Below are 20,990 nucleotides of genomic sequence, written 5' to 3'. Positions count from 1 at the left end.
ATTTGGAAAGCCCGCCTTCGGCGTGAGCCTTCCCGGCGCGAATGAAGGGCGGCCCGATGAAGACGGTTCTGATCGTCGAAGACAACGAGCTCAACATGAAGCTCTTCAACGATCTCCTCGAAGCCCATGGCTATGCGACGCTGAAGACGTCCGATGGCATCGAGGCGATCGAGCTGGCGCGGACGCATCATCCGGCGCTGATCCTGATGGATATCCAGCTTCCGGAGGTCTCGGGGCTCGAGGTGACCAAATGGATCAAGGAGGATGACGACCTGAAATCCATTCCGGTCGTCGCGGTCACGGCCTTCGCGATGAAGGGCGACGAGGAGCGGATCCGGGAGGGCGGCTGCGAGGCCTATCTTTCCAAGCCGATCTCGGTCGCCAAGTTCCTGGAGACCGTGCGCACCTATGCCGGCGCGGCCTGACCCGGCGAAAGCAGAGCCATGACTGCCCGCGTCCTCGTCGTCGACGACATTCCCGCGAATGTGAAGCTGCTCGAGGCCAAGCTCTCGGCGGAGTATTTCGGCGTGGCCACGGCAACGAACGGGCGCGATGCGATCGCGCTCTGCGAGCGCGGCGAGGTCGATATCGTCCTGCTCGACGTGATGATGCCGGGCATGAACGGCTTCGAGGTCTGCCGGCGCCTGAAGGGGGCGCCGTCGACGGCGCATATCCCCGTCATCATCGTCACTACGCTCGACCAGCCGCGCGACCGGCTGCAGGGGCTCGATGCCGGCGCCGATGATTTCCTGACCAAGCCGCTCGACGACACCGCGCTCTTCGCCCGCGTGCGCAGCCTCGCCCGCCTCAAGGCGATGACCGACGAATTGCGCAGCCGCGCCCTCGCATCCGTCCGGCTGGGAATCGCCGATCCGTTGGCGACGGCGGCGGCCGAGACCGGACTGAACGGCCGCATCCTTGTGATCGAGGACCGTCCGAGCGCCGCCGAGCGGATCGAAAGCGCGCTCTCGGCCTTCCACGCCGTAGAGATCGAGAGCGACGCCCAGCAGGCGGTGATGCGCGCCGCCGAGGGCGATTTCGATGCCGTGGTGGTCAGCCTCGGCCTGGAAGGGCAGGACGGGCTGCGCCTGTGCAGCCAATTGCGCTCGCTGGAGCGCACCCGCAACATCTCCGTGCTGCTGATCGGCGAGATCGAGGATCGCGACCGCATCCTGCGCGGGCTCGAGATCGGCGCGCACGACTTCCTGACCCGCCCGATCGATCGCAACGAATTGCTGGCCCGCGTGCGCACGCAGGTGCGCCGCAAGCGCTTCACCGAGCGGCTGCGCGACAGCGTGCAGTCCTCGATGGAAATGGCGGTGATGGACCAGCTCACTGGGCTGCATAATCGCCGCTTCATGGACAACCGGCTTGCGGTGATGTTCGATGAGTCGGCGCTGCGCGCCCGCTCGCTTTCGCTGCTCGTGCTCGACATCGACCATTTCAAGACGGTCAACGACAGCTGGGGCCATGATGCCGGCGACGAGGTGCTGCGCGAATTCGCCGACCGTGTCCGCGCCTGCACGCGCGGCATCGATCTCGTGGCGCGCATGGGTGGCGAGGAGATTGTGGTCGTGCTGCCCGATACCGGGCGCGATGCCGCCTATCGCGTGGCCGAGCGCATCCGCGAGCGGGTCGAGAGCACGCCCTTCGCGGTCCAGAACAACACCCGGGACATCAAAGTGACGGTCTCGGTCGGCGTCTCGAACCGCCGGGCAGGGGACGCCTCCTCCGCCGACATGATGAAGCGCGCGGACGACGCCCTCTACCGGGCCAAGGCCAGCGGCCGCAATCGCGTGATCGTCGCCAGCGCGGCGTAGCGGTTCGTGGAGCATGCTTCGTTTTCGCGGAGTCACATCGTCATCCCGGACAAGCGGCGAAGCCGCGCCGATGCGGAATCCATCGTTGAGGTCCGGAGCTCCACGATGGATCCCGGGGCAGGCCCGGGATGACGCCTTGGTTCCGCGTAAAATCAGCAGGCGCCAATCCGGCAATCCTGCGGCGCCCCATGACCAAAGGGGGTCGGCGTGGCTCGCGAGCCCTCGGCACGGCATTTTCACGTCATATTGAAGCTTATTCTCAGGCTTGCGCCGCAAGATCCTGATGTCGGTCAGTTAAGCGCCTCCATGCTTCCTGGTGCGCCGTAAATCTTAAGCTTAGCTGGTAGGGTTAACGATCGATGAACGGCGCCGATCGGCCGGATTTGATTGATTTAGATGCGGTGCATTGTACATGTTTGTGCAACGCAGTGATCGCAAAGATCGCTCGGAAATGCCCCTCGGGAGCTCAGGTCCGCCGCATCTCCTGGGAAACCGAAGGGCTCGGCCGGTCGGTGACGGATTTCTGGCCTCCTCAGAACCGTCGCCGGCCGGCCACCATGCGTTGCTTGGCTTTTGCTGCCGCTAGCGCACGAATACTTGGTTTTTCCATCAAGCCTTGATCCTGCGGGGCCGGCTCGCCTTGGCGAGCAGACCACCGTCGCCGATCGGCATGTCCTCGCTTCCAAACCTGTCGCCGAGAACCCGCGACAGCACGCGACGCGCATTGGCGACGCAGTCCATGTCGTCGGGCTTCGCTTCGATATCCGCGATGAGCGCGACGAGCTGGGCCTTGCTCTCCTTCAGACGCGTCTCCAGCGTCTCGATATCCGCCACCTTGCGGCGCAGCGCCGCGATCAGCGCGGCGTGATCCCAATGGTCGAGGCCGGGCGGCAGGAGCTTGCGAATCTCGTCGAGGCTGAAGCCGGCCTTCTGCGCGGTCGTGATCAGTTCGAGGACCAGCACGGCCTCGGGCGGGTAGGTCCGATAGCCGTTCGGACGGCGATCGACGGTCTGGAGCAGGCCCGCGCTTTCATAGAAGCGGATGCGCGAATTCGTCAGCCCGGTGCGTTTGGCGAGCTCGCCGATCGTCATGGCTCGAGGTTCTCGTAAAGACGCTTGACCTTCAACTTAACTCAAAGGTTATGGTCCGTCCAACATCCCAGTTGGAGACCTCTGATGTCCCTGTTTTCGCCGCTGACGCTGCCCAATGGCGCCGTCATTCCCAACCGCATCGCCAAGGCCGCGATGGAGGAGAACATGGCCGACGGCGACCATGCGCCCTCGGCCGGGTTGATCCACCTCTATCGTGCCTGGGCCGAAGGCGAGGCCGGCCTGATCATCACCGGCAACGTCATGGTCGATGCCCGCGCCATGACCGGGCCCGGCGGCGTGGTGCTGGAGAACGATCGCCATCTCGACCGCTTCATGGCCTGGGCGGAAACCTCCCGCTCGCGTGGCGCGCAGGTCTGGATGCAGATCAACCATCCCGGCCGCCAGATGCCGGCGGGCCTAGGCCAGGAAACGCTGGCGCCTTCCGCGATCGCGCTCGATCTCGGCGCGCAGTCGAAGCACTTCCCGGTGCCGCGCGCCATGACGGCCGATGACATCGCCGAGTTCGAGCGCCGCTTCGTCGAGACGGCGCGCCTGGCCGAGCGCGCCGGCTTCACGGGCGTCGAGATCCATGCGGCGCATGGCTATCTCCTCAGCCAGTTCCTCTCGCCGCTGTCGAACCGTCGTGCGGATCAGTGGGGCGGCAGCCTGGAGAACCGCGCGCGCCTGCTCATCGACATCGTCCGCGCGGTTCGCGCCGCCGTTGCGCCGGGCTTTGCCGTCGCGGTCAAACTCAACTCCGCCGATTTCCAGCGCGGCGGCTTCTCGCCCGAGGATGCGAAGGCCGTGGTCGCGATGCTGAACCCGCTCGGGGTCGATCTCGTCGAGCTCTCCGGCGGCAGCTACGAGGCGCCGGCGATGATGGGGGCCTCCCGCGACGCGCGGACACTGGCGCGCGAGGCCTATTTCCTCGACTTCGCCCGCGAGATCGCGGAGGTCGCGTCGATGCCGCTGATGGTCACCGGCGGCATCAGGCGGCGCGAGGTCGCCGAGACGGTGATCGCGAGCGGCGTCGCCATGGCGGGAATCGCGACCGCGCTCGCTATCGCGCCCGATCTGCCCCGGCGCTGGCGAGCCGGCAAGGCCGATGCGCCTGCGCTCCGGCCGATCACCTGGAAGAACAAGCCGCTCGCCTCCTCGGCGCATATGGCGGCCGCGCGCTATCAGCTGGCACGATTGAGCCGCAGGCGTCGCACCGCGCCGAACGTCTCGCCGGCCTGGGCGCTGCTCTGCGCGCAGGTCGAGGGCGCCCGCCGCGCGCGCCAGTATCGCCGCTGGATCGGGCAGCGCAGGGCGGCGGCCTGAGCCGTACTCTTGGCGTTCTCCGTCCCCGGAAAAGCCGTCTCGGGACGGAGAGGCTCAGCGAGCGTCCGGAGCCAGCGCGATGGGCGCGATGGCGAGGATCTCGCAATCGGCCGCGCCGCCGTTCTGCCAGGACTGGACGAGGAAGCGGGCATCCGCGCCGACCGCCATGATCGGATGATGCCAGAGCCCGCGGCGATAGATCATACCCTGCGACGCGGAAAACGAGAAGGCGGCGAGGGTCGAAAGGTCGGGCGCGCCATCCGGGGCGGCCTGGCTGACGACGACGATATGGCCGGCACCGTCGAGCGGCATGATCAACTGGATCGAATTCACATGCCGCTCGAGCATCGCGATCGTGGCAGTCGGTTGCTGCGCCTTCGCTTCGAAGATCGAGGTGACGAAGCTGGAGCCCGGCCGGACGTCGGCAGCGGCATGCGCGTGGATGTCGTGACGACGCGCGGTGCCGTTGTTCGCGGCGCGGCCGGAAGCGCCCGTTTCCACCAGCCAGCCGAAGGGCGCGAAGCTGGCCTGCGTGACCGGAATCACGGGTAGCGAAGGAAGGAGTGCGCTGCCGTCCTTGATCTGATCGTTCGGCGTCATGCCAATCTCTTTCTCCGAAGCATCCGGTCGGCGGGCCTCAAGCCGGCGTCAGGCCGAAGACGGCCTCGGCGCTCTCGCCTGCCTTCAGGGCCGCCTCCCACTTCGCCTCCAGCACCAGCCTTGCCTCGGCATCGGCGATGCGGGTGCGGATCGTCGCGGGCGTCAGGGCGACAAGCCCGTCATCGTCGCCGATCAGGAGGTCGCCGGGCGAGACGATCGTGCCGCCGATCGTCACCGGGCGGTTGATCTCGCCCCGTTCCGCTGAGGACGGGCCGCGCGGCGTCACCGCGCGTGTGAAGACCGAGAAATCCGTCCAGCCGGCGAGCGTTCCGACATCGCGGATCGCCCCGTCGCAAACGAGGCCGACCGCGCCCTTGCGGCGGATGTGACCGCCCAGGATCTCGCCAATCATCGCGCTTTCGGCATGGCCCGCTGCCGCGATGACGAGGACGTCGCCCGGGCCGATGATGTCCATGGCGCGTACGACGGAGCCGAAATCCGGCGCTTCGCAGAAGGCGGTCACAGCGCGTCCGAACAGGCGCGGCTGCCGGCCGGGCGGCATCAGCGGGCGGATCGCCGGATCGATCTGGTTGAGATTGCGGCCGAGATCGACCGCGACCGCGACGGGAATCTCTCGCCAGCGCTCGATTTCGGCGGGGGTCAGGTCGTTCTTCGGGGCGGGGTGGATGGTCACAGGCATGGTGCTGTCCTCATCTTTCGCGATGTGGCGACGCTTTGGTGTCGATCGGAGTTTGCCTCAGCCGCGCGCTCGCGACCCCATCCGGGCTTTCAGGACATTGCCCAGCGCCGTGATGCCGGCGACCAGCCGCTCGTCGGTCTGCGTCGAATAGCTGAGGCGGGCATGGTTGGGCCGCTGGTCCAATGCGAAGAAGGTCGCGCCGGGAACATAGGCCACGCGGGCCTCCGGCAAGGCATGGTCGAGCATGAAGGCGGCGGCATCGAAGCCTTCCGGGAAGGTCAGCCAGGTGAAGAGACCTCCGCTCGCATCCGTGCAGGCGATGTCCTGCGGGAAGCTCTGCCGGATCGTGTCCAGCATCAGGTTCTTCTTGTGGCGATAGGCGCTGCGGATCGTCGCGATATGCGCGTCGATGTCGTATTCCGCGAGGAAGCGCGAGGCGACCGCCATGTTCAGCGTACTCGTCTGCGTATCGGCGGCGAGCTTGAGCAGGCCGAGTTGTTCGATCAGATCGCTCGACGCTACTGCCCAGCCGAGCCTCAAACCCGGCGCCAGAATCTTCGAGAAGCTGCCGAGATAAATCACCCGGCCTTCGGTGTCGAAGCTCTTGATCGGCGGGATGCGCTCGCCCTCGAAGCGGATCTCGCGATAGGGCGAATCCTCGAGGATGATGATGTCATGGGCGTTGGCGATCTCGACCAGCCGCTTGCGCCGCGCCAGGCTCATGGTGACGCCGGTCGGATTGTGGAAGTCCGGCACCGTGTAGATGAACTTGGCGCCGGGATTGGCCTTCAGCGCCGCGTCGAGCGCCTCGACATCCATGCCGTCCTCGTCCATGCCGACCGTGACATAGCGCGGCTCGCAGGGGTTGAAGGCGATCAATGCGCCGAGGAAGGTCGGGTCCTCGACGACGATGATGTCGTCCTTGTCGACCAGCAGCTTGGCGACGAGGTCGAGACCTTGCTGGCCGCCCTGGAGGATCAGCACCTCGTCGGCCGTGCAGGGCACGCCGTCGCGCGTCATCCGCTCGGCGATCTGGCGGCGCAGCAGCGGCATGCCGTTCGAGACGGTGTATTGCAGCGCCTCCTGCCCGCTCTCGGCCAGCGTCTTGCGGAAGACCTCGTCCAGCCCGGCGATCGGGAACAGCGAGGCGTCGGGATAGCCGCCGCCGAAGGAGATCACATTGGGATCGGCGCCCAGCCGCAGGAGCTCGCGGATGGCGGAGGGCTTGACCCGGCTCATCCGGGCGGCGAGGCGATGTGCCATGATCTCGGTCTCCGGCACTCAGGCAGTGACGTGGAGCTCGACGGCGCCTATGCCTTCGAGTTCGAAGCGATAGCTCTCGCTCTCGGTCGGGAAGCGGGTGGTGACGAGGCTGCCGGTCATCACGATCTCGCCCGCGCGCAGGCTCTGCCCCTTCGCCGCCAGCGCATTCGCCAGCCATGCAAGGGGCGCGAAGGGATGGCCGAGAACGTCGCGGCCATGGCCGCGGTCGATCTCCGTTCCATTGCGGCTAACCGTTCCAGAAACGGCATCCAGCGCCGGCCAGTCGCTGCGGAACTGCGACAGCACCACGCCGCCATTCCAGGAATTGTCGGCGACGAGCGAGAGCACGTCGAGCTCGGCATAGTCGGCCGCCCGGTCGTCGACGATCTCGATCGCGGCGCAGACCCCAGCGACATGCGCCGCGATATTTTCCTGCGTCCAGGCCGGGCCGCCGCTGGGAAGATCGCTGGCCATGCGCACCGCGATCTCGAATTCGAGGCCCATGCGGCCGTAGTCGGCGGTCGCGAGGCGCGCGCCCGAATGGTGCAGCCGGTCGGCCAGCACGACGCCGGCGATCGGGTGGCCGATGCCGCACATCGCCTGCATGCGTTGCGAGGTCAGGCCGATCTTGTAGCCGATGGCTGCGCCGCAGCGCGGCTTCAGCAGCGCCACATAGCGTTCCTGCACGGCATAGGAATCGTCGATCGAGGCGATGCCGTTCGCCGCGGCGAAGGGCCGGAATTTTTCCTTGCGATCGTGATCGCCGACGAGCCGAGCGGCCATGGCATCCGTGTCCATCATCCCATCCTCTCCGCCCGGCCCGTTGTCGCCGGGGTGAAATAAGCGATTCCCGAAAACCCTGGTCGGCGCGCTGTGGCAGGATGGATGCTCCGTTCGCGGCCAGCGCTGCACGATGCCGTGCGTCGCCGCGTCGAACAGGAGCTTATCGGCATCCTGCAAACTCACGCTTACGGCGGTCAGACCGTTGCCCCGGCCATGCGCTGCATGCCGCTCAGCACGGCCTTGAGCGAGGCCATGACGATGTTCGGGTCGATGCCGACGCCGTGGACGATCCGGCCGTCCCCGTCCTCCAGCTTCACATAGCAGGCGGCCGTCGCATGGGCGCCGCGGCCGACGGCATGCTCGTGGTAATCGAGCAGCGAGAAGGCGACGCCATAGGTCTTCTGGAGGGCGTCCACGAAGGCGTCGATCGGGCCGTTTCCAATGCCCTCGATGCTGCGGAGAGAGCCATCCCGCTGCTTGAGATCGGCGATCAGCGTCCGCGTATCCTGGCCGGTCGGGAAGGTCTTGTGGGAGATCAGCTCCAGCGGCGCGCCGGACAGGAGATATGTCTTGCCGAACAGGGCCCAGAGGGCGGAGGCGGTCAGTTCCTTGCCGTCGGCATCCATCTGCTCCTGGGCGATCTTCGAAAACTCGACCTGGAGCGGGCGCGGCAGGTCGAGCCCGTGATCGGCCTGCAGGACATAGGCGATGCCGCCCTTGCCCGATTGCGAGTTGATGCGGATTACAGCCTCGTAGTCGCGGCCGACATCCTTGGGGTCGATCGGCAGATAGGGCACCTGGAAGAGCGGATCGTTGCGCTTCTGCTGGGCGTCGAAGCCCTTCTTGATCGCGTCCTGATGCGAGCCCGAGAAGGCCGTGTAGACGAGTTCGCCGACATAGGGGTGGCGCTCATGCACCGGCAATTGCGTGCAGTATTCGGCGACGCTGCGGATTTCGTTGACGTCGCGCAGGTCGAGCGCGGGATCGACGCCCTGCGTGAACAGGTTCAGCGCCATGGTGACGATATCGACATTGCCGGTGCGCTCGCCATTGCCGAAGAGCGTGCCCTCGACGCGGTCGGCGCCGGCCATCAGCGCGAGCTCGGCGGCGGCCACCGCGGTGCCGCGGTCGTTATGCGGATGGATCGAGAGCAGCACGCTGTCGCGGTCCGAGATATGGCGCCCGAACCATTCGAACTGGTCGGCATGGACATTGGGCGTCGCCATCTCGACGGTCGCCGGCAGGTTGAGGATCAGCTTCTTCTGCGGCGTCGGCTTGATCACCGCCTTGACCGCCTCGCAGATCTCCAGCGCGTATTCGAGCTCGGTGCCGGTGAAGCTCTCCGGCGAATATTCGAACGTGAAGTTGGTTTCGGGGGCCTGCTCGGCCAGCGCCTTGATCTGAGTGGCGGCATCGACCGCGATCTTGATGATGCCCGCCCGGTCGGAACGGAAGACGACGTCGCGCTGCAGCGTCGAGGTCGAGTTGTAGAAGTGCAGGATGACGTTCCTCGCGCCCTTCACCGCCTCGAAGGTGCGCTCGATCAGCTCGGGCCGGCACTGGGTCAGGACCTGGATCGCGACGTCGTCGGGAATGGCGTTCCCGTCGATGATCGAGCGCACGAAGTCGAAATCGGTCTGCGACGCCGCGGGGAAGGCGACCTCGATCTCCTTGAAGCCCATCTTCACCAGCAGGTTGAACATCCGGTTCTTGCGCTCGACGCCCATCGGCTCGATCAACGCCTGATTGCCGTCACGCAGGTCGACAGAGCACCAGATCGGCGCCTTGGTCAGCACCTGCGAGGGCCATTTGCGGTCCGGCAGGTTGACCGGCGCATAGGCGCGATACTTGGAGATCGGCATCGTCGACATACTGGAGTCCTTGCGGTGAAAGCGCCCATTGCCGGAGGCTTCAGGATGCAACATTTGCTATAGCCGCCAAGGCACGCTGCCGTCGAGCAAAGGGTGCAGGGGCCGCGGCGGTCGCGATCCCGGACAGCCCCGGCGATCTCCGTTTGAGATTGCCTCCAAAACGAGCAAGAACATTTTCGAGCGCGGTGGATACCGATTCACACGGCGAAAAAGCGATAAGACAGTGATCCGGTTCGTTCGGCGTTTCGGGGAAGCGCGAGAACGATCCGGGCCGGGTTCGGTGGGGTGGATATGTTCCTGAGCGTGTTCGACGTCTTCAAGATCGGCATCGGTCCCTCGTCCTCGCATACGATGGGGCCGATGACGGCCGCCGGACATTTCCTGGAGCTGCTGCGCCAGGCTCCGACGCGCGACCGGGCCGCGGCCGTGAAGGCCACGCTCTACGGCTCGCTCGCCTTTACCGGGAAGGGCCATGCCACCGATCGCGCCGTGGCGCTCGGCCTGCTCGGCTGGATGCCGGCCGCCTTCGATTTCGACGCGGCCGAACGCCAGATCGAGGAACTCGGCCGCAGCCATCTGCTGCGCCATGACGGCCTGCCGCCGCTCGCCTTCGATCCCGCGACGGACATCGTCTTCGACTACGGGCCGCCCTTGCCCGGCCATGCCAACGGCCTGGTCTTCTCCGCGCGTGATTCCGCGGGAGCGGAACTGCTCTCCGAGACCTATTATTCGATCGGCGGCGGTTTCGTGGTAACGGCGCAGGAGCGCGACGCCCCGGCGGCCACCACGGCGGCGGCCTCCTGGCCCTATCCGTTCGCGACTGCGGCGACGATGCTGCGCATGGCCGCAGACAGCGGGCTGTCGATCGCGCAGATGAAGCGCGCCAACGAGATCCATCTCCGCTCGGCGGAAGAGGTCGACAACGGCCTCGACCGCCTCTGGTCGGTGATGAACGGCTGCATCGAGCGCGGCCTGAGCCAGGAGGGCGAACTGCCCGGCGGCTTGCGCGTGCGACGCAGGGCAGCGCGCATCCACCGGCAGCTTGTCGCCGAGAAGCTGGCCAATCGCTCGCAGCCGCACGCCACCACGGACTGGCTCAGCGTCTATGCGATGGCGGTCAACGAGGAGAACGCGGCCGGCGGCCGGGTGGTGACCTCGCCGACCAACGGTGCGGCCGGCGTCGTGCCGGCGGTGCTGCGCTATTATCTCGACCATTGCATCGGCGCGGAGCCCGAGAAGGTCGCCGATTTCCTGCTGACGGCTGCGGCGATCGGCGGCCTCATCAAGCATAACGCCTCGATCTCCGGGGCCGAGGCCGGTTGCCAGGGCGAGGTCGGCTCCGCTGCCGCGATGGCCGCGGCAGGGCTTTGTGCCGTGCTCGGCGGCTCGCCCGCCCAGATCGAGAACGCCGCCGAGATCGCGCTCGAGCACCATCTCGGCATGACCTGCGATCCCGCGGCGGGCCTGGTCCAGGTGCCCTGCATCGAGCGCAACGGCATCGGCGCGATCAAGGCGGTCGCGGCGGCGTCGCTGGCGCTGCGCGGCGACGGTTCGCATTTCATGCCGTTGGACAATTGCATCGAGGCGATGCGCCAGACCGGCGAGGCCATGAACGAGCGCTTCAAGGAAACCAGCCTCGGGGGGCTGGCGGTCAACCTGCCGGAATGCTGAGCCCGTCTCCCAATTTTGCATGATGAGCCGGGCGGGCACCCGATAGGGTGGACGCACAGCCCATAAGGATCGGATCGATGATCGTGGATGACTTCCGTTCGGATACGGTGACGCGCCCCGGCGAGGGCATGCGCGCCGCCATGGCCGCGGCGGAGGTGGGCGACGCCGTCTACGACGATTGCCCGACGACGAAGCGGCTGGAGGCGATGACCGCCGAGCGGCTCGGCAAGGAAGCGGCCCTGTTCTTCCCCACCGGCACGCAGGCAAATCTCGCCGGCCTGATGGCTCATTGCGGCCGGGGCGAGGAATATATCGTCGGCCAGATGGCTCATACCTATCGGCTGGAGGGTGGCGGCGCGGCCGTGCTGGGCTCGATCCAGCCGCAGCCCTTGCCGAATGAGGCGGACGGCACGATCGCGCTCGATGCCATCGCCAGCGCGATCAAGCCGAACGACTTCCATTTCGCGATGACGCGGCTCCTGGCGCTGGAGAACACCTTCAACGGTCTGGTTCTGCCCGATGCCTATCTGGAAGCGGCGACCGGGCTCGCCCGCTCGCGCGGCCTTGCGACCCATCTCGACGGCGCCCGCCTGATGAACGCTGCCGCCGCGAGCAACCGCGATGCGGCCTGGATCGCCGGGCAGTTCGACACCGTCTCGCTGTGCCTGTCCAAGGGACTTGGCGCGCCGATCGGCTCCATCCTTGCCGGGCCGAAGGATTTCATCGAGAAGGCCCGCCGCATCCGCAAGATGCTCGGCGGTGGCATGCGCCAGACCGGCGTGATCGCGGCGGCGGCGATCTACGCGCTGGAGCATAACGTCGGCCGGCTCGGCGAGGACCATCGCCGCGCCGCCGCACTGGCGGAGGTGCTGGCACGCTATCCGGAGCTCGGCGCCGGGCCGGCCCGCACCAACATGGTGTTCATGTCGCCGAAGGCTGTCGACACCGGGGCCTTCGCGACCTTCCTGCGCGAGCGTGGCATCGCCGTCAGCGGGCGCTACGGCACGTTGCGCTGGGTCACCCATCTCGACCTGGACGACGCCTCCGTCGCGCGTGTCGCCGAAGCCTGCGAAGTATTCTTCGATCGGCAGAAGGCTTCTGCCGGTTCGAGGGCGCGAGCCTGAGGGGCGGCGAGGATCAGGCTTCCATTCCCATGACGGTCGTGCCGATCACGCTGCTCATGGGATAGACGGCGATCTCCGCCGTCTCAGTCGAATTCCTTGCGGAACTTCTCGCTCACGGTCGCTTCCGAACGGAAGCGTCCGATCGAGAATGGTCCCAGCGGCGTCGGCGTGGCACCGTCGACGATCATTTCGCTGAGGCAGAGGCCGACGCCGGGGCCGATCTGGAAGCCGTGGCCACAGAAGCCGAAAGCGTGGAACAGGCCGGGCGTCGTCTCGCTGGGCCCGATCACCGGGATCATGTCCGGGAGATAGGCCTCGATACCCGACCAGACCCGGATGACGTGGCACTGGGCGAGCAGCGGCGCAACGCGCGCCAGCGCCCGCATCGCCGCGAGCGTCTTGGCCGGAGGGACAGGCGCCCTGTTCGCCTGCGGATCGGCCGCCGTGCGCGGATAGCCGGCGAGGATGATGTTGCCGCGCGGGATCTGGCGGAAGATCACCGAGCCGTCGATGGCCTGCACCGAGGGTTCGATCCGGTAGGGAAATGGCTCGGTCACGAATTGCGGCGGCCCGGCCGGGAAGACGGGCGCGGTCTCGCCGAAGCGCTCCGCGATCTCCAGCGCCCACGCGCCGGCGCTGTTGACCAGCGCGCCGCAATGCAGCCTGCCGCCATCGGCAAGGGTCAGCGCAAAGCCGTCGCCTGAGCGCTCGACCGCGGTGACGCCGGCATTCTCGCGGATTTCGACGCCAAGTCTTGCCGCGGCGCGCGCCACCGTAGGCGTGGCGAGGCGGGGGTTGGCGGTGGCGTCGCGCGCCGAGTAGGTCGCGGCGACGGCGCGTTCGCTCAGCCAGGGCCAGCGTCGCTTGAGCTCGGCAGGGCCGACGCGCTCGATGGCAAGACCATGGGATTCGGAGACTTTGGCGTAGCCTTCGAGCTTGACGTGCTCTTCCTCGTCATAGGCGAGGTAGAGATGCCCGGTCTGCTCGAACTCGCAATCCTCGCCGATCAGCGCGTCGAAATCCTCCCAAAGTGCCTGGGAGCGCAGTGAGAGGGGATACTGGCCGGGAAAGCGCCCCTGCAGGCGCAGGTTTCCGAAATTGACGCCGCTCGACTGCGCGCCGACGACGCCTTTTTCCAGCAAGGTCACGCGTTGGCCGCGCCGGGCGAGGAAGAAGGCCGTCCAGGCGCCGATCAGGCCGCCGCCGACGATCGCGACATCCGTCGTGCGCCCGCTCATGCCGTGCTCCCGGCCGCGGCGAGCGCGATCGGCTTGACGGGCGCTTGGCCGCGCAGCCTTCCCGCCGCTGCACCGTCGCCGCCGATCTCGGCAGCGACGATTTCCTGCAGGGCGGGGCCGCAGACGCGGCCCTGGCAGCGGCCCATGCCGCAGCGTGTCATCGCCTTGACCCGGTTGACCTCGACCGGGCCGAGATCCTTCGCCATCGCGGCGCGGACCTCGCCGATCGTGATCTTCTCGCAGCGGCAGAGCGTCACCGAATCGGGCAAGGCGGCGATCTGGGCCTTCGGCCAGGCGAAGGCGCGGGCAAGACCGCGCTGAAAATCACGCAGGCGCCCGACGTCGCGGGCCAGTGTCCGGGTGACCGCGATATCCTGCCCATGCCCGAGATCGGCCAGGATGGCCTGGGCGGCGAGCGCGCCGCTGGCTTCGGCGGCATCGGCGCCGCCGATCCGGACGCCGTCGCCGGCAAGGTAGAGCCCCGGCCGCGCCCGGCCCATGCTGTCGATCGCCGGCAGGAACAGCCGGAAATCGGGATCATAGGCGAAGGAGGCCCCGGCGAGATCGGCGAGCTGCGTCTCCGGCTTCAGACCATAGCCGAGCGCGACCGCGTCGCAGGCGAAGCGGCGCTCGCGACCCTGGGCATCGCGCAGCACAAGCGCCTCGACACGGCTTTCACCCTCGATGGCGATCGGCATCACGCCGTGCAGCAGCGGAATTCCCGCGCGCAGCGCGGCGCCCATGTACCAGAGACCGCGAACGAGCGTGCGCGGCGCCCGCAGCAGGCCCGGAAGCGCCGCGATCTTGGCCGAAAACGGCGTCGTGTCGGCGATCACGGCGATCTCGGCGCCCATCTCGCGATATTGCTTGGCCGCCAGCGTCAGCAGCGGAGAGGAGCCCAGAAACGCGACGCGGTTCCCGATCAGGCAGCCCTGGTCCTTCAGCGCGACCTGCGCGCCGCCGAGCGTGAACACGCCGGGCAGGGTCCAGCCGGGCAAGGGTGCGATGCGGTCCATGGCGCCGCTGGCGATCAACAGCCTGTCGAAGGGCTGGGTTTCGGCTTGTCCGTCGCGCAGCAGGTGCAGCGTGCTGCCGTCGATCGCCCAGACCAGAGTCTGCGGGCGATAGTCGAGGCGCGGCAGCAGGGTTTCGAAGCGGCGATGCAGGGCGGTGTATTTTTCCGCCTCCGAGCCCATCAGCCTGTTCATGTCGAGAGCGAGGTCGCTTGCCGGCCGGCGATAGCCCTGGCCGCCGGCGCGCGCGCCTTCGTCGATCAGGATCGGCTTCAGCCCTTTCGCGCAGAGCATCTCGGCGGCGGCGATGCCCGCCGGGCCGGCGCCGATGATGACGATCTCAGCCATGGCCGGGAGCCTGCGGCTGCGGCTCGGCGAAGAGCTCCATCCCGTCGGCGACGGGGGTCGTGCAGGCCCTGATCCGGCCGCCTTCGGCGCTCCAGACCCAGCAATCCTGGCAGGCGCCCATCAGGCAGAAGCCTGCACGGGGCTCGCCGCCGAATTCGAGGCGGCGGACCAGAACACCGCTTTCGAGCAGCGCCGCGAGCACGCTGTCGCCGGCTGTCGCATGGATGGTCGCGCCGTCGAAACGGAGCGTCGCCGGCCGGCCGGTCCGGGCGGCGACACGGCGGAACTGGGCTCGCGGCGGCTCCATGTCAATCTCGAGTTTTATTTCAATGCGATAAGTCTTTTTGAATATTGATAAATCGCAAGCCGGCTTGTCAAGCGCCCGAGAAGCGCGCCGATCAGACCCGCGAGACGGCGTGGGCTGCGGCGATGACGAGGGACGAGAAGCGCTGGACCACCTCGGCATGGCTGTAGCGCGAGGTCGAGGTCGCGATGTTGACGGCGGCCTCCGGCCGGCCGTGATGGTCGACCACGGCGGCCGCGATCGAGGCGTCGCCGATATAGACCTCCTCGAAGGCGGTGGCGTAGCCCTGCGCCGCCGATTGGCGCAGCTTCTGGCGCAGCGCCTCGCGCTGCCAGGTCGTCGAGGGCGTATGGGCCTTGAGGTCGGAGGCGTCGATGATCGCCATCGCCTCGTCTTCGGGCAGGCGCGACAGCATGGCGATGCCCGGCGCGGTGGCGTAGGCCGGCATGCGCGTGCCGATGATGACGTCGGTATTCAGCACGTGGCGGCTCAGGAAGCGCGAGACGAAGATGATCTCCGCGCCTTCCCGCACGGTGAGATTGACCGTCTCCTCCGTCTCCTTGCTGAGATGCATCAGGTAGGGCATCGCCCGGTCGAGCAGGCGGCTGCTGCGCACGAAGTGGTAGCCGAGATCGAGCGTCTTCGCGGTCAGTTCGAAGCGCTTGGTCTGCGCGTCCTTGTGCAGATAGCCGAGCTTGGCGAGCGTATGGGTGAAGCGCTGCGCGGCGCTCACGTCCATGCCGGTCTCGGATGCGACTTGCGAGAGGCTGAGCGTCTGATGCTGGCGCCCGAAGGCGGACAGCACCCGGAATGCCTTCTCCACGGAATTGACCATCAGCACGTCGTCCTTGCGCCCCGGCTGCTCGGCGGCAAGCGCGGCGCTTTTGCGGCCGTTCCGTGGGGTTTCGGACATCGTCATCGCGGTCTGTCTCCTCGCTCGATCAATGGCCGCGCCCGGCTGCCTTGACAAGCTGCGCCATTCGGGCAGAATAATCAATAGAGTTTATTGCATCGTAATAAAAACCAATCGGAGAGCGGTATGACGGATTCTGTTCTGATCGAGGTGCGTGGCGCGATCGGCATCATCACGCTCAACCGTCCGCAGATCCTCAACGCCTGGAACGCGCCGATGCGCGAGCGCCTGGTCGCCTGCTTCGACGAGCTGGAGGCCAACGAGGCGGTGCGCGCCATCATCCTGACCGGCGCCGGCGACCGCGCCTTCGGGGCAGGGCAGGACCTCAACGAGACCAAGACCTTCGATCCCGACCGGGCGGAATTGTGGATGGGCGAGTGGGAGCGCCTCTACGACCGCATGCGCTCGCTCTCGAAGCCTTTGATCGCGGCGCTGAACGGCGTCGCGGCGGGTTCGGCCTTCCAGGTCGCGCTGCTCTGCGACCTGCGCATCGGCCATGACGGCGTCACCATGGGCCAGCCGGAGATCAATTCCGGCATCGCCTCGGTGACCGGCCCCTGGATCATGAAGGAGATGCTCGGCATCGCGCGGACGATCGACCTCACGTTGACGGGGCGGATGATGGATGCCGACGAGTGCTTCCGCATCGGCCTGATCAACCGGATCGTGCCGAAGGAGAAGGTCATGGAGGCCGCGCTCGCCCTGGCCCAGGACCTGGCGGAGAAGCCGCCGGTCGCCATGAGGCTGAACAAGGCCCGCTTCCGCGAGGTGACCGAGGAGAGCTTCCGCGAATGCCTGGTCGCCGGCATCCGCAACCAGCGCGAGGCCTACGCCACCGGCGAGCCGGCTCGCATGATGGAGGCGTTCCTCGCCAAGCGCGCCGCGCGCAAGAGCGCCTGACGTCTAAGAAAGCCCAGCGCCCATGGGTGCTGGGCGCCGACGATCCGATCACCCATGGGGAAATGCGGAAAACCGCTTGAAAGGGGAGAAGACGATGACGAACCTGACCACGAAGCCGACCCGGCGCAGCCTGCTGCAACTCGCGGGCGGCGTCGCTGCCGGCGCGGTTGCCGCGCCCTACCTGACGGGCACGGCGCGCGCCGCGACCCAGATCACGGTCGCCGATCCCGGCGGCCCCTTCGGACCGGCCTTCCGCAAGGCCTTTTACGATCCCTTCGAGAAGGCGACCGGCAACAAGGTCGTCAATGTCGCCCGCGAGGCCGAGCCGACCGCGCAGTTCAAGGCGATGGTCGAGACCAAGTCCTATACCTGGGACGTCTGCACGCTGACCTTGTCGGCCCGCGACATCCTCAAGGCGCAGGGCCTGCTCGACCCGATCGGCTTCGCCCATGCCGATGTGCCGAAGCTGATGCCGCAGGCGATCTCGCCCGAGTTCATGGGCACCGACGTCTATTCGACGATCTTCGCCTACCGGACCGACAAGGTGAAGAACGCGCCCGCGAGCTGGACCGACTTCTTCAATGTCGAGAAGTTCCCGGGCCGTCGCTCGATGCGCAAGAACCCGATCGACAGCCTCGAGCAGGCCCTGCTCGCCGACGGCGTGCCGCTCGACAAGCTCTACCCGCTCGACATCGACCGCGCCTTCAAGGTGCTCGACAAGATCAAGCCGCATATCGCGGTCTGGTGGACCGGCGGCGCCCAGTCGACGCAGCTCCTGCAGAGCGGCGAAGTCGACATGACCACAGGCTGGAACGCCCGCCTGCAGGCGGCGATCGACGGCGGCGCTCCGGCCAAGATCATCTGGAACCAGGGCCTCTATTCGATCGAGGGCTGGGGCCTGCCGAAGGGCGGTCCGAAGGCCGATGTCGCCCGCCAGTTCATCCGCTTCTGCTCGGATCCGAAGGCCCAGGCCGTCTTTACCGAGGCACTCGCCTATGGCCCGACCAATCTCGACGCCTATCAGACGATCCCCGCCGAGCGAGCCAAGCTGCTGCCGACCTCACCGGAGAACCTGAAGCAGATGGCGATCGCCAACGAAGACTGGTGGAGCGCCAACCGCGCCAAGGTCACCGAGCGCTTCAACGCCTGGCTGCTGACCTGAGCCGATGGCGACGCGTGCCGGCATGATCGTGACCGAACCGAAACCGGCGAAGCTTGCCGTCGAGGGCAAGCTCGTCATCGAAGGACTTTGCAAGCGCTATGGTGCGACCACGGCGCTCGAGCCGAGCTCGCTCACCGTCGCCGAAGGCGAGTTCCTCACCTTGCTGGGGCCCTCGGGCTCCGGCAAGACCACGCTGCTCCAGCTCATCTGCGGCCTGGTCGAGGCCAGCGAGGGCAGGGTGGTCATCGATGGCCGGGACCAATCGGCCATGCCGGTGCATCAGCGCGATATCGGTCTCGTCTTCCAGCACTATGCGCTGTTTCCCCATCTCACGGTGGCGGAGAACATCGCCTTTCCGCTCAAGATGCGCGGCCGCCCGGGCGCCGAGATCGCCAAGCGTGTCGCGCAGACCCTGGACATGGTCCATCTCGGGCATCTCGCCGGGCGCTTCCCGCGCGAGTTGTCCGGTGGCCAGCAGCAGCGCGTCGCGCTGGCGCGCTGCTTCGTCTACCAGCCCTCGATCATCCTGATGGACGAGCCGCTTGGTGCCCTCGACAAGAAGCTGCGCGAGCACATGCAGATCGAGATCAAGCGGCTGCATCGCGAGAGCGGCGCCACGATCGTCTACGTGACGCATGACCAGGAGGAGGCGCTCGCGATGTCCGACCGCATCTGCCTGATGAACCACGCGAAGATCGAGCAGCTCGGCACGCCGCGGGAGATCTATGAGCGCCCGCGCACGGCCTTCGCCGCCGATTTCATCGGCATCTCCAACATCTTCCGCGGTCACTGGGACGGCAACGGCTCGCTCGAGACCGCGCATGGCCGCTTCGCCCTGCCGTACGGATCGCATTGCGAAAGCCGGGATGCCGCGCTGGTGATCCGGCCCGAGAACCTGCGCCTCGGCGCGCAGGAGGGCAACGCCGTCAACGGGCGCGTCAGCGAGATCGTCTATGCCGGCTCCGAGACCCGGGTCATCGCCGTGCTTGCCGATGGCGGCCAGCTCGTGCTGCGCCTTGGCCCCGACGACGCCGTGCCCGCCATCGACGAGGCCATCGTCGCCGGCTGGCCGCGCGACAAGGCGGTGCTGGTCGCATGAGCGCCGTCAGCATCGGCCGTGCGCCGGCGCGCACGAACAGGTTGCGCCCCAACGCGCTGTGGCTGGCGGTGCCCGGCCTGATCTTCCTTGCGGTCTTCTTCGTTTGGCCGGTGGCGCAGCTCCTGGGCCTGAGCGTCGTCGATCCGGATAACGGGGCCTTCTCGGCGAGTTCCTACCAGCGCATCGCCGCGACCGACGTCTATCTGCGCGTGCTCGGCATCACCTTCCGCATCGCCGGCTGGACGGCGTTCTGGTCGCTGCTGGTCGGCTACCCGCTGGCCTATTGGCTGGCGCGCCTACCGGATCTGTTCCGCGGCCGGATGCTGCTCTTCGTCATGGTGCCGTTCTGGACGAGCTATCTCGTCAAGACCTTCGCCTGGATGCTGATCCTCGGCCGCAGCGGCGTGATCAATTCCCTGCTGACCGGCGCGCATGTCGTCGACCAGCCGCTCTCGTTGATCAACAACCAGTTCGGCGTCATGGTCGGCATGGTCCATGCGATGGTGCCGCTGGCGGTGATGACCATGCTGCCGGTGATGACCGGCATCGACCGACGGCTCGTCCAGGCGGCGCAGACGCTGGGCGCAGCGCCGGCGCGCGCCTTCTGGCTGGTCTATTTCAAGCTCTCGCTGCCCGGCGTCGCGGCGGCGGGGCTGCTCGTCTTCATCTCCTCGCTCGGCTTCTTCATCGTGCCGGCCTTCCTCGGCGGGCGGCAGGAGACCATGCTGGCGCAGCTCATCATCACGCAGGTGCAGGAGCTGCTGAACTGGTCCTTTGCCGGCGCGCTCTCCGCGATGATGCTGTTGGCGGCGCTGGTTTCCTGCGTGATCTATGATCGCCTGTTCGGGCTGTCGACCATCGCCGGGGGCTCGGCCCAGGTCGGCACCGGCCGGATCCGCGATCTCGGGCTGGCGATCCTTTCCGCCGTCGCGGCGCTGGCCGCGCGGCTGGGTGCGGTCGCCCAGGCCCTGCTCGGCAAGCGCCTCTGCGCGCTGCTGCTGCCCGGCTTCTGCTGGCTCGTCATCGCTTTCCTGGTGCTGCCGACGCTGCTCGTCATCCCGCTCGCCTTCACCTCCTCGCAATTCCTGGAGTTCCCGCCGCCGGGCTACGGGCTGAGCTGGTTCCGCACCTATTTCGAATCGCCGCTCTGGATCCAGGCGACGATCCGCTCCTTCGCGGTCGCCTTCGTCACCGCCTTTGCGGCGACGGCGATCGGCGGCTTCGCGGCGCTGGCGCTGGCGAACAGCCGCACCCGCTGGGCCGGTCTGATCTTCGCCTTCTTCCTCGCGCCGATGATCGTACCGCGCATCGTCATCGCGGTCGGGCTGTTCTATCTCTTCGCCCGGCTCGGCCTGATCGCGACCGATCTCGGCCTCGTCATCGGCCATACCGTGCTGGCGATCCCGTTCACGCTGGTCACCATCGCCGCCGTGCTGAAGACCTACGACCAGCGCCTCGACCAGGCGGCGGCGACGCTCGGCGCCAACCGGGTGCGGACGCTGACAGGCGTCACCATCCCGCTCGTCAAGGGCGGCCTCGTCGCCGCCTTCCTCTTCGCCTTCATCACCTCCTTCGACGAGCTGACCATTGCGATCTTCGTCTCGGGCGGCATCAAGACGACGCTCCCGAAGCAGATGTGGGACGACATGATCCTGCAGCTCAACCCGACGCTCGCGGCGGTCTCGGTCGTCGTCTTCATCGTGGTGACGGCGATGCTGCTCGTCGCGGAACGTTTCCGCTCCTCTTCCCGACTCGACTGAACCGAC

Annotated in this window: 19 protein-coding genes; 9 read left to right on the top strand and 10 right to left on the bottom strand. The window is 67.3% G+C overall.

Features of this window, described 5'->3' with window-relative positions; translation table 11 throughout:
- The first annotated feature begins 56 nt into the window (after positions 1–56).
- Both JHD80_RS05560 and JHD80_RS05555 read left to right on the top strand, forming a co-directional pair.
- Positions 57–425: a response regulator gene (locus tag JHD80_RS05560; RefSeq protein ID WP_061968283.1), complete on the top strand. Its 369-nt coding sequence runs from the start codon at positions 57–59 to the stop codon at positions 423–425.
- 18 nt (positions 426–443) lie between these two features.
- Positions 444–1,820 carry a PleD family two-component system response regulator gene (locus JHD80_RS05555; RefSeq protein WP_199085385.1) on the top strand — a complete coding sequence of 459 codons (1,377 nt, stop codon included), beginning with the start codon at positions 444–446 and terminating at the stop codon, positions 1,818–1,820.
- 609 nt (positions 1,821–2,429) lie between these two features.
- Here JHD80_RS05555 and JHD80_RS05550 read toward each other — a convergent pair.
- On the bottom strand, positions 2,430–2,912 hold the full coding sequence (locus JHD80_RS05550; protein WP_199085384.1) for a MerR family transcriptional regulator: 483 nt from the start codon (positions 2,910–2,912) through the stop codon (positions 2,430–2,432).
- A gap of 84 nt (positions 2,913–2,996) precedes the next feature.
- On the opposite strand from JHD80_RS05550, the gene JHD80_RS05545 reads away from it, so the two are divergent.
- Positions 2,997–4,235, top strand: coding sequence for an NADH:flavin oxidoreductase/NADH oxidase family protein (locus tag JHD80_RS05545; RefSeq protein WP_199085383.1), 1,239 nt, complete (start codon positions 2,997–2,999; stop codon positions 4,233–4,235).
- A gap of 54 nt (positions 4,236–4,289) precedes the next feature.
- On the opposite strand, the gene JHD80_RS05540 is transcribed toward JHD80_RS05545, so the two are convergent.
- The 5 genes from JHD80_RS05540 to leuA all read right to left on the bottom strand — a co-directional run bounded on the left by JHD80_RS05540 (position 4,290) and on the right by leuA (position 9,452).
- On the bottom strand, positions 4,290–4,835 hold the full coding sequence (locus tag JHD80_RS05540; RefSeq protein WP_199085382.1) for an ureidoglycolate lyase: 546 nt from the start codon (positions 4,833–4,835) through the stop codon (positions 4,290–4,292).
- Between the two features lie 37 nt (positions 4,836–4,872).
- Positions 4,873–5,535, bottom strand: coding sequence for an RraA family protein (locus tag JHD80_RS05535; RefSeq protein ID WP_199085381.1), 663 nt, complete (start codon positions 5,533–5,535; stop codon positions 4,873–4,875).
- Positions 5,536–5,592: 57 nt separating this feature from the next.
- Entirely contained in the window at positions 5,593–6,798 is a 1,206-nt protein-coding gene (locus JHD80_RS05530) for an aminotransferase-like domain-containing protein (RefSeq protein ID WP_199085380.1), read from the bottom strand.
- Between the two features lie 18 nt (positions 6,799–6,816).
- A complete protein-coding gene (locus JHD80_RS05525; RefSeq protein ID WP_199085379.1) occupies positions 6,817–7,596 on the bottom strand; it encodes a 2-keto-4-pentenoate hydratase in 780 nt (259 codons plus the stop codon).
- 179 nt (positions 7,597–7,775) lie between these two features.
- Positions 7,776–9,452, bottom strand: a complete 1,677-nt coding sequence (gene leuA / locus JHD80_RS05520; RefSeq protein WP_465246499.1) for a 2-isopropylmalate synthase — start codon at positions 9,450–9,452, stop codon at positions 7,776–7,778.
- A gap of 291 nt (positions 9,453–9,743) precedes the next feature.
- Between leuA and JHD80_RS05515 the strand changes: the two genes are divergently transcribed.
- Positions 9,744–11,123 carry an L-serine ammonia-lyase gene (locus tag JHD80_RS05515; RefSeq protein WP_199085378.1) on the top strand — a complete coding sequence of 460 codons (1,380 nt, stop codon included), beginning with the start codon at positions 9,744–9,746 and terminating at the stop codon, positions 11,121–11,123.
- 77 nt (positions 11,124–11,200) lie between these two features.
- The gene (ltaE, locus tag JHD80_RS05510; RefSeq protein ID WP_199085377.1) at positions 11,201–12,247 is read left to right on the top strand and encodes a low-specificity L-threonine aldolase; all 1,047 of its coding nucleotides are present in this window, start codon (positions 11,201–11,203) and stop codon (positions 12,245–12,247) included.
- A gap of 83 nt (positions 12,248–12,330) precedes the next feature.
- On the opposite strand, the gene JHD80_RS05505 is transcribed toward ltaE, so the two are convergent.
- From JHD80_RS05505 to JHD80_RS05490, 4 genes are all read right to left on the bottom strand, one after another.
- On the bottom strand, positions 12,331–13,485 hold the full coding sequence (locus tag JHD80_RS05505; protein WP_199085376.1) for an NAD(P)/FAD-dependent oxidoreductase: 1,155 nt from the start codon (positions 13,483–13,485) through the stop codon (positions 12,331–12,333).
- Positions 13,482–14,846, bottom strand: coding sequence for an FAD/NAD(P)-dependent oxidoreductase (locus JHD80_RS05500; protein ID WP_199085375.1), 1,365 nt, complete (start codon positions 14,844–14,846; stop codon positions 13,482–13,484). The genes JHD80_RS05505 and JHD80_RS05500 overlap by 4 nt, the downstream gene beginning before the upstream one ends.
- Positions 14,839–15,153, bottom strand: a complete 315-nt coding sequence (locus JHD80_RS05495) for a (2Fe-2S)-binding protein (protein WP_199085374.1) — start codon at positions 15,151–15,153, stop codon at positions 14,839–14,841. Before JHD80_RS05495 ends, JHD80_RS05500 begins: the two co-directional genes overlap by 8 nt.
- Positions 15,154–15,244: 91 nt before the next feature.
- Entirely contained in the window at positions 15,245–16,069 is an 825-nt protein-coding gene (locus JHD80_RS05490) for an IclR family transcriptional regulator (protein ID WP_248311408.1), read from the bottom strand.
- A gap of 120 nt (positions 16,070–16,189) precedes the next feature.
- Here JHD80_RS05490 and JHD80_RS05485 point away from each other — a divergent pair, with 120 nt between their 5' ends.
- From JHD80_RS05485 to JHD80_RS05470, 4 genes are all read left to right on the top strand, one after another.
- Positions 16,190–16,963, top strand: coding sequence for an enoyl-CoA hydratase/isomerase family protein (locus tag JHD80_RS05485; RefSeq protein ID WP_199085373.1), 774 nt, complete (start codon positions 16,190–16,192; stop codon positions 16,961–16,963).
- Positions 16,964–17,057: 94 nt separating this feature from the next.
- Positions 17,058–18,125, top strand: a complete 1,068-nt coding sequence (locus tag JHD80_RS05480; protein WP_199085372.1) for an ABC transporter substrate-binding protein — start codon at positions 17,058–17,060, stop codon at positions 18,123–18,125.
- A 4-nt stretch (positions 18,126–18,129) separates the two neighbouring features.
- Positions 18,130–19,224 carry an ABC transporter ATP-binding protein gene (locus JHD80_RS05475; protein ID WP_248311407.1) on the top strand — a complete coding sequence of 365 codons (1,095 nt, stop codon included), beginning with the start codon at positions 18,130–18,132 and terminating at the stop codon, positions 19,222–19,224.
- Positions 19,221–20,984, top strand: coding sequence for an ABC transporter permease subunit (locus tag JHD80_RS05470; RefSeq protein ID WP_199085371.1), 1,764 nt, complete (start codon positions 19,221–19,223; stop codon positions 20,982–20,984). Before JHD80_RS05475 ends, JHD80_RS05470 begins: the two co-directional genes overlap by 4 nt.
- Positions 20,985–20,990: the final 6 nt, after the last annotated feature.

This window comes from Allobosea sp. ASV33, assembly GCF_016428755.1.
Taxonomy (GTDB): domain Bacteria; phylum Pseudomonadota; class Alphaproteobacteria; order Rhizobiales; family Beijerinckiaceae; genus Allobosea.
The sequence above is the reverse complement of the archived record's forward strand: the minus strand, read 5'-3'. Positions and strand labels throughout refer to the sequence as shown.

Coding starts and splice junctions, on each gene's coding strand:
- JHD80_RS05560 (WP_061968283.1), top strand. CDS start 57: ATGAAGACGGTTCTGATCGTCGAAGACAACGAGCTCAACATGAAGCTC.
- JHD80_RS05505 (WP_199085376.1), bottom strand. CDS start 13,485: ATGAGCGGGCGCACGACGGATGTCGCGATCGTCGGCGGCGGCCTGATC.
- JHD80_RS05530 (WP_199085380.1), bottom strand. CDS start 6,798: ATGGCACATCGCCTCGCCGCCCGGATGAGCCGGGTCAAGCCCTCCGCC.
- JHD80_RS05480 (WP_199085372.1), top strand. CDS start 17,058: ATGACGAACCTGACCACGAAGCCGACCCGGCGCAGCCTGCTGCAACTC.
- JHD80_RS05490 (WP_248311408.1), bottom strand. CDS start 16,069: ATGACGATGTCCGAAACCCCACGGAACGGCCGCAAAAGCGCCGCGCTT.
- JHD80_RS05525 (WP_199085379.1), bottom strand. CDS start 7,596: ATGGACACGGATGCCATGGCCGCTCGGCTCGTCGGCGATCACGATCGC.
- JHD80_RS05485 (WP_199085373.1), top strand. CDS start 16,190: ATGACGGATTCTGTTCTGATCGAGGTGCGTGGCGCGATCGGCATCATC.
- leuA (WP_465246499.1), bottom strand. CDS start 9,452: ATGTCGACGATGCCGATCTCCAAGTATCGCGCCTATGCGCCGGTCAAC.
- JHD80_RS05470 (WP_199085371.1), top strand. CDS start 19,221: ATGAGCGCCGTCAGCATCGGCCGTGCGCCGGCGCGCACGAACAGGTTG.
- JHD80_RS05550 (WP_199085384.1), bottom strand. CDS start 2,912: ATGACGATCGGCGAGCTCGCCAAACGCACCGGGCTGACGAATTCGCGC.
- JHD80_RS05540 (WP_199085382.1), bottom strand. CDS start 4,835: ATGACGCCGAACGATCAGATCAAGGACGGCAGCGCACTCCTTCCTTCG.
- JHD80_RS05500 (WP_199085375.1), bottom strand. CDS start 14,846: ATGGCTGAGATCGTCATCATCGGCGCCGGCCCGGCGGGCATCGCCGCC.
- JHD80_RS05535 (WP_199085381.1), bottom strand. CDS start 5,535: ATGCCTGTGACCATCCACCCCGCCCCGAAGAACGACCTGACCCCCGCC.
- ltaE (WP_199085377.1), top strand. CDS start 11,201: ATGATCGTGGATGACTTCCGTTCGGATACGGTGACGCGCCCCGGCGAG.
- JHD80_RS05495 (WP_199085374.1), bottom strand. CDS start 15,153: ATGGAGCCGCCGCGAGCCCAGTTCCGCCGTGTCGCCGCCCGGACCGGC.
- JHD80_RS05475 (WP_248311407.1), top strand. CDS start 18,130: ATGGCGACGCGTGCCGGCATGATCGTGACCGAACCGAAACCGGCGAAG.
- JHD80_RS05545 (WP_199085383.1), top strand. CDS start 2,997: ATGTCCCTGTTTTCGCCGCTGACGCTGCCCAATGGCGCCGTCATTCCC.
- JHD80_RS05515 (WP_199085378.1), top strand. CDS start 9,744: ATGTTCCTGAGCGTGTTCGACGTCTTCAAGATCGGCATCGGTCCCTCG.
- JHD80_RS05555 (WP_199085385.1), top strand. CDS start 444: ATGACTGCCCGCGTCCTCGTCGTCGACGACATTCCCGCGAATGTGAAG.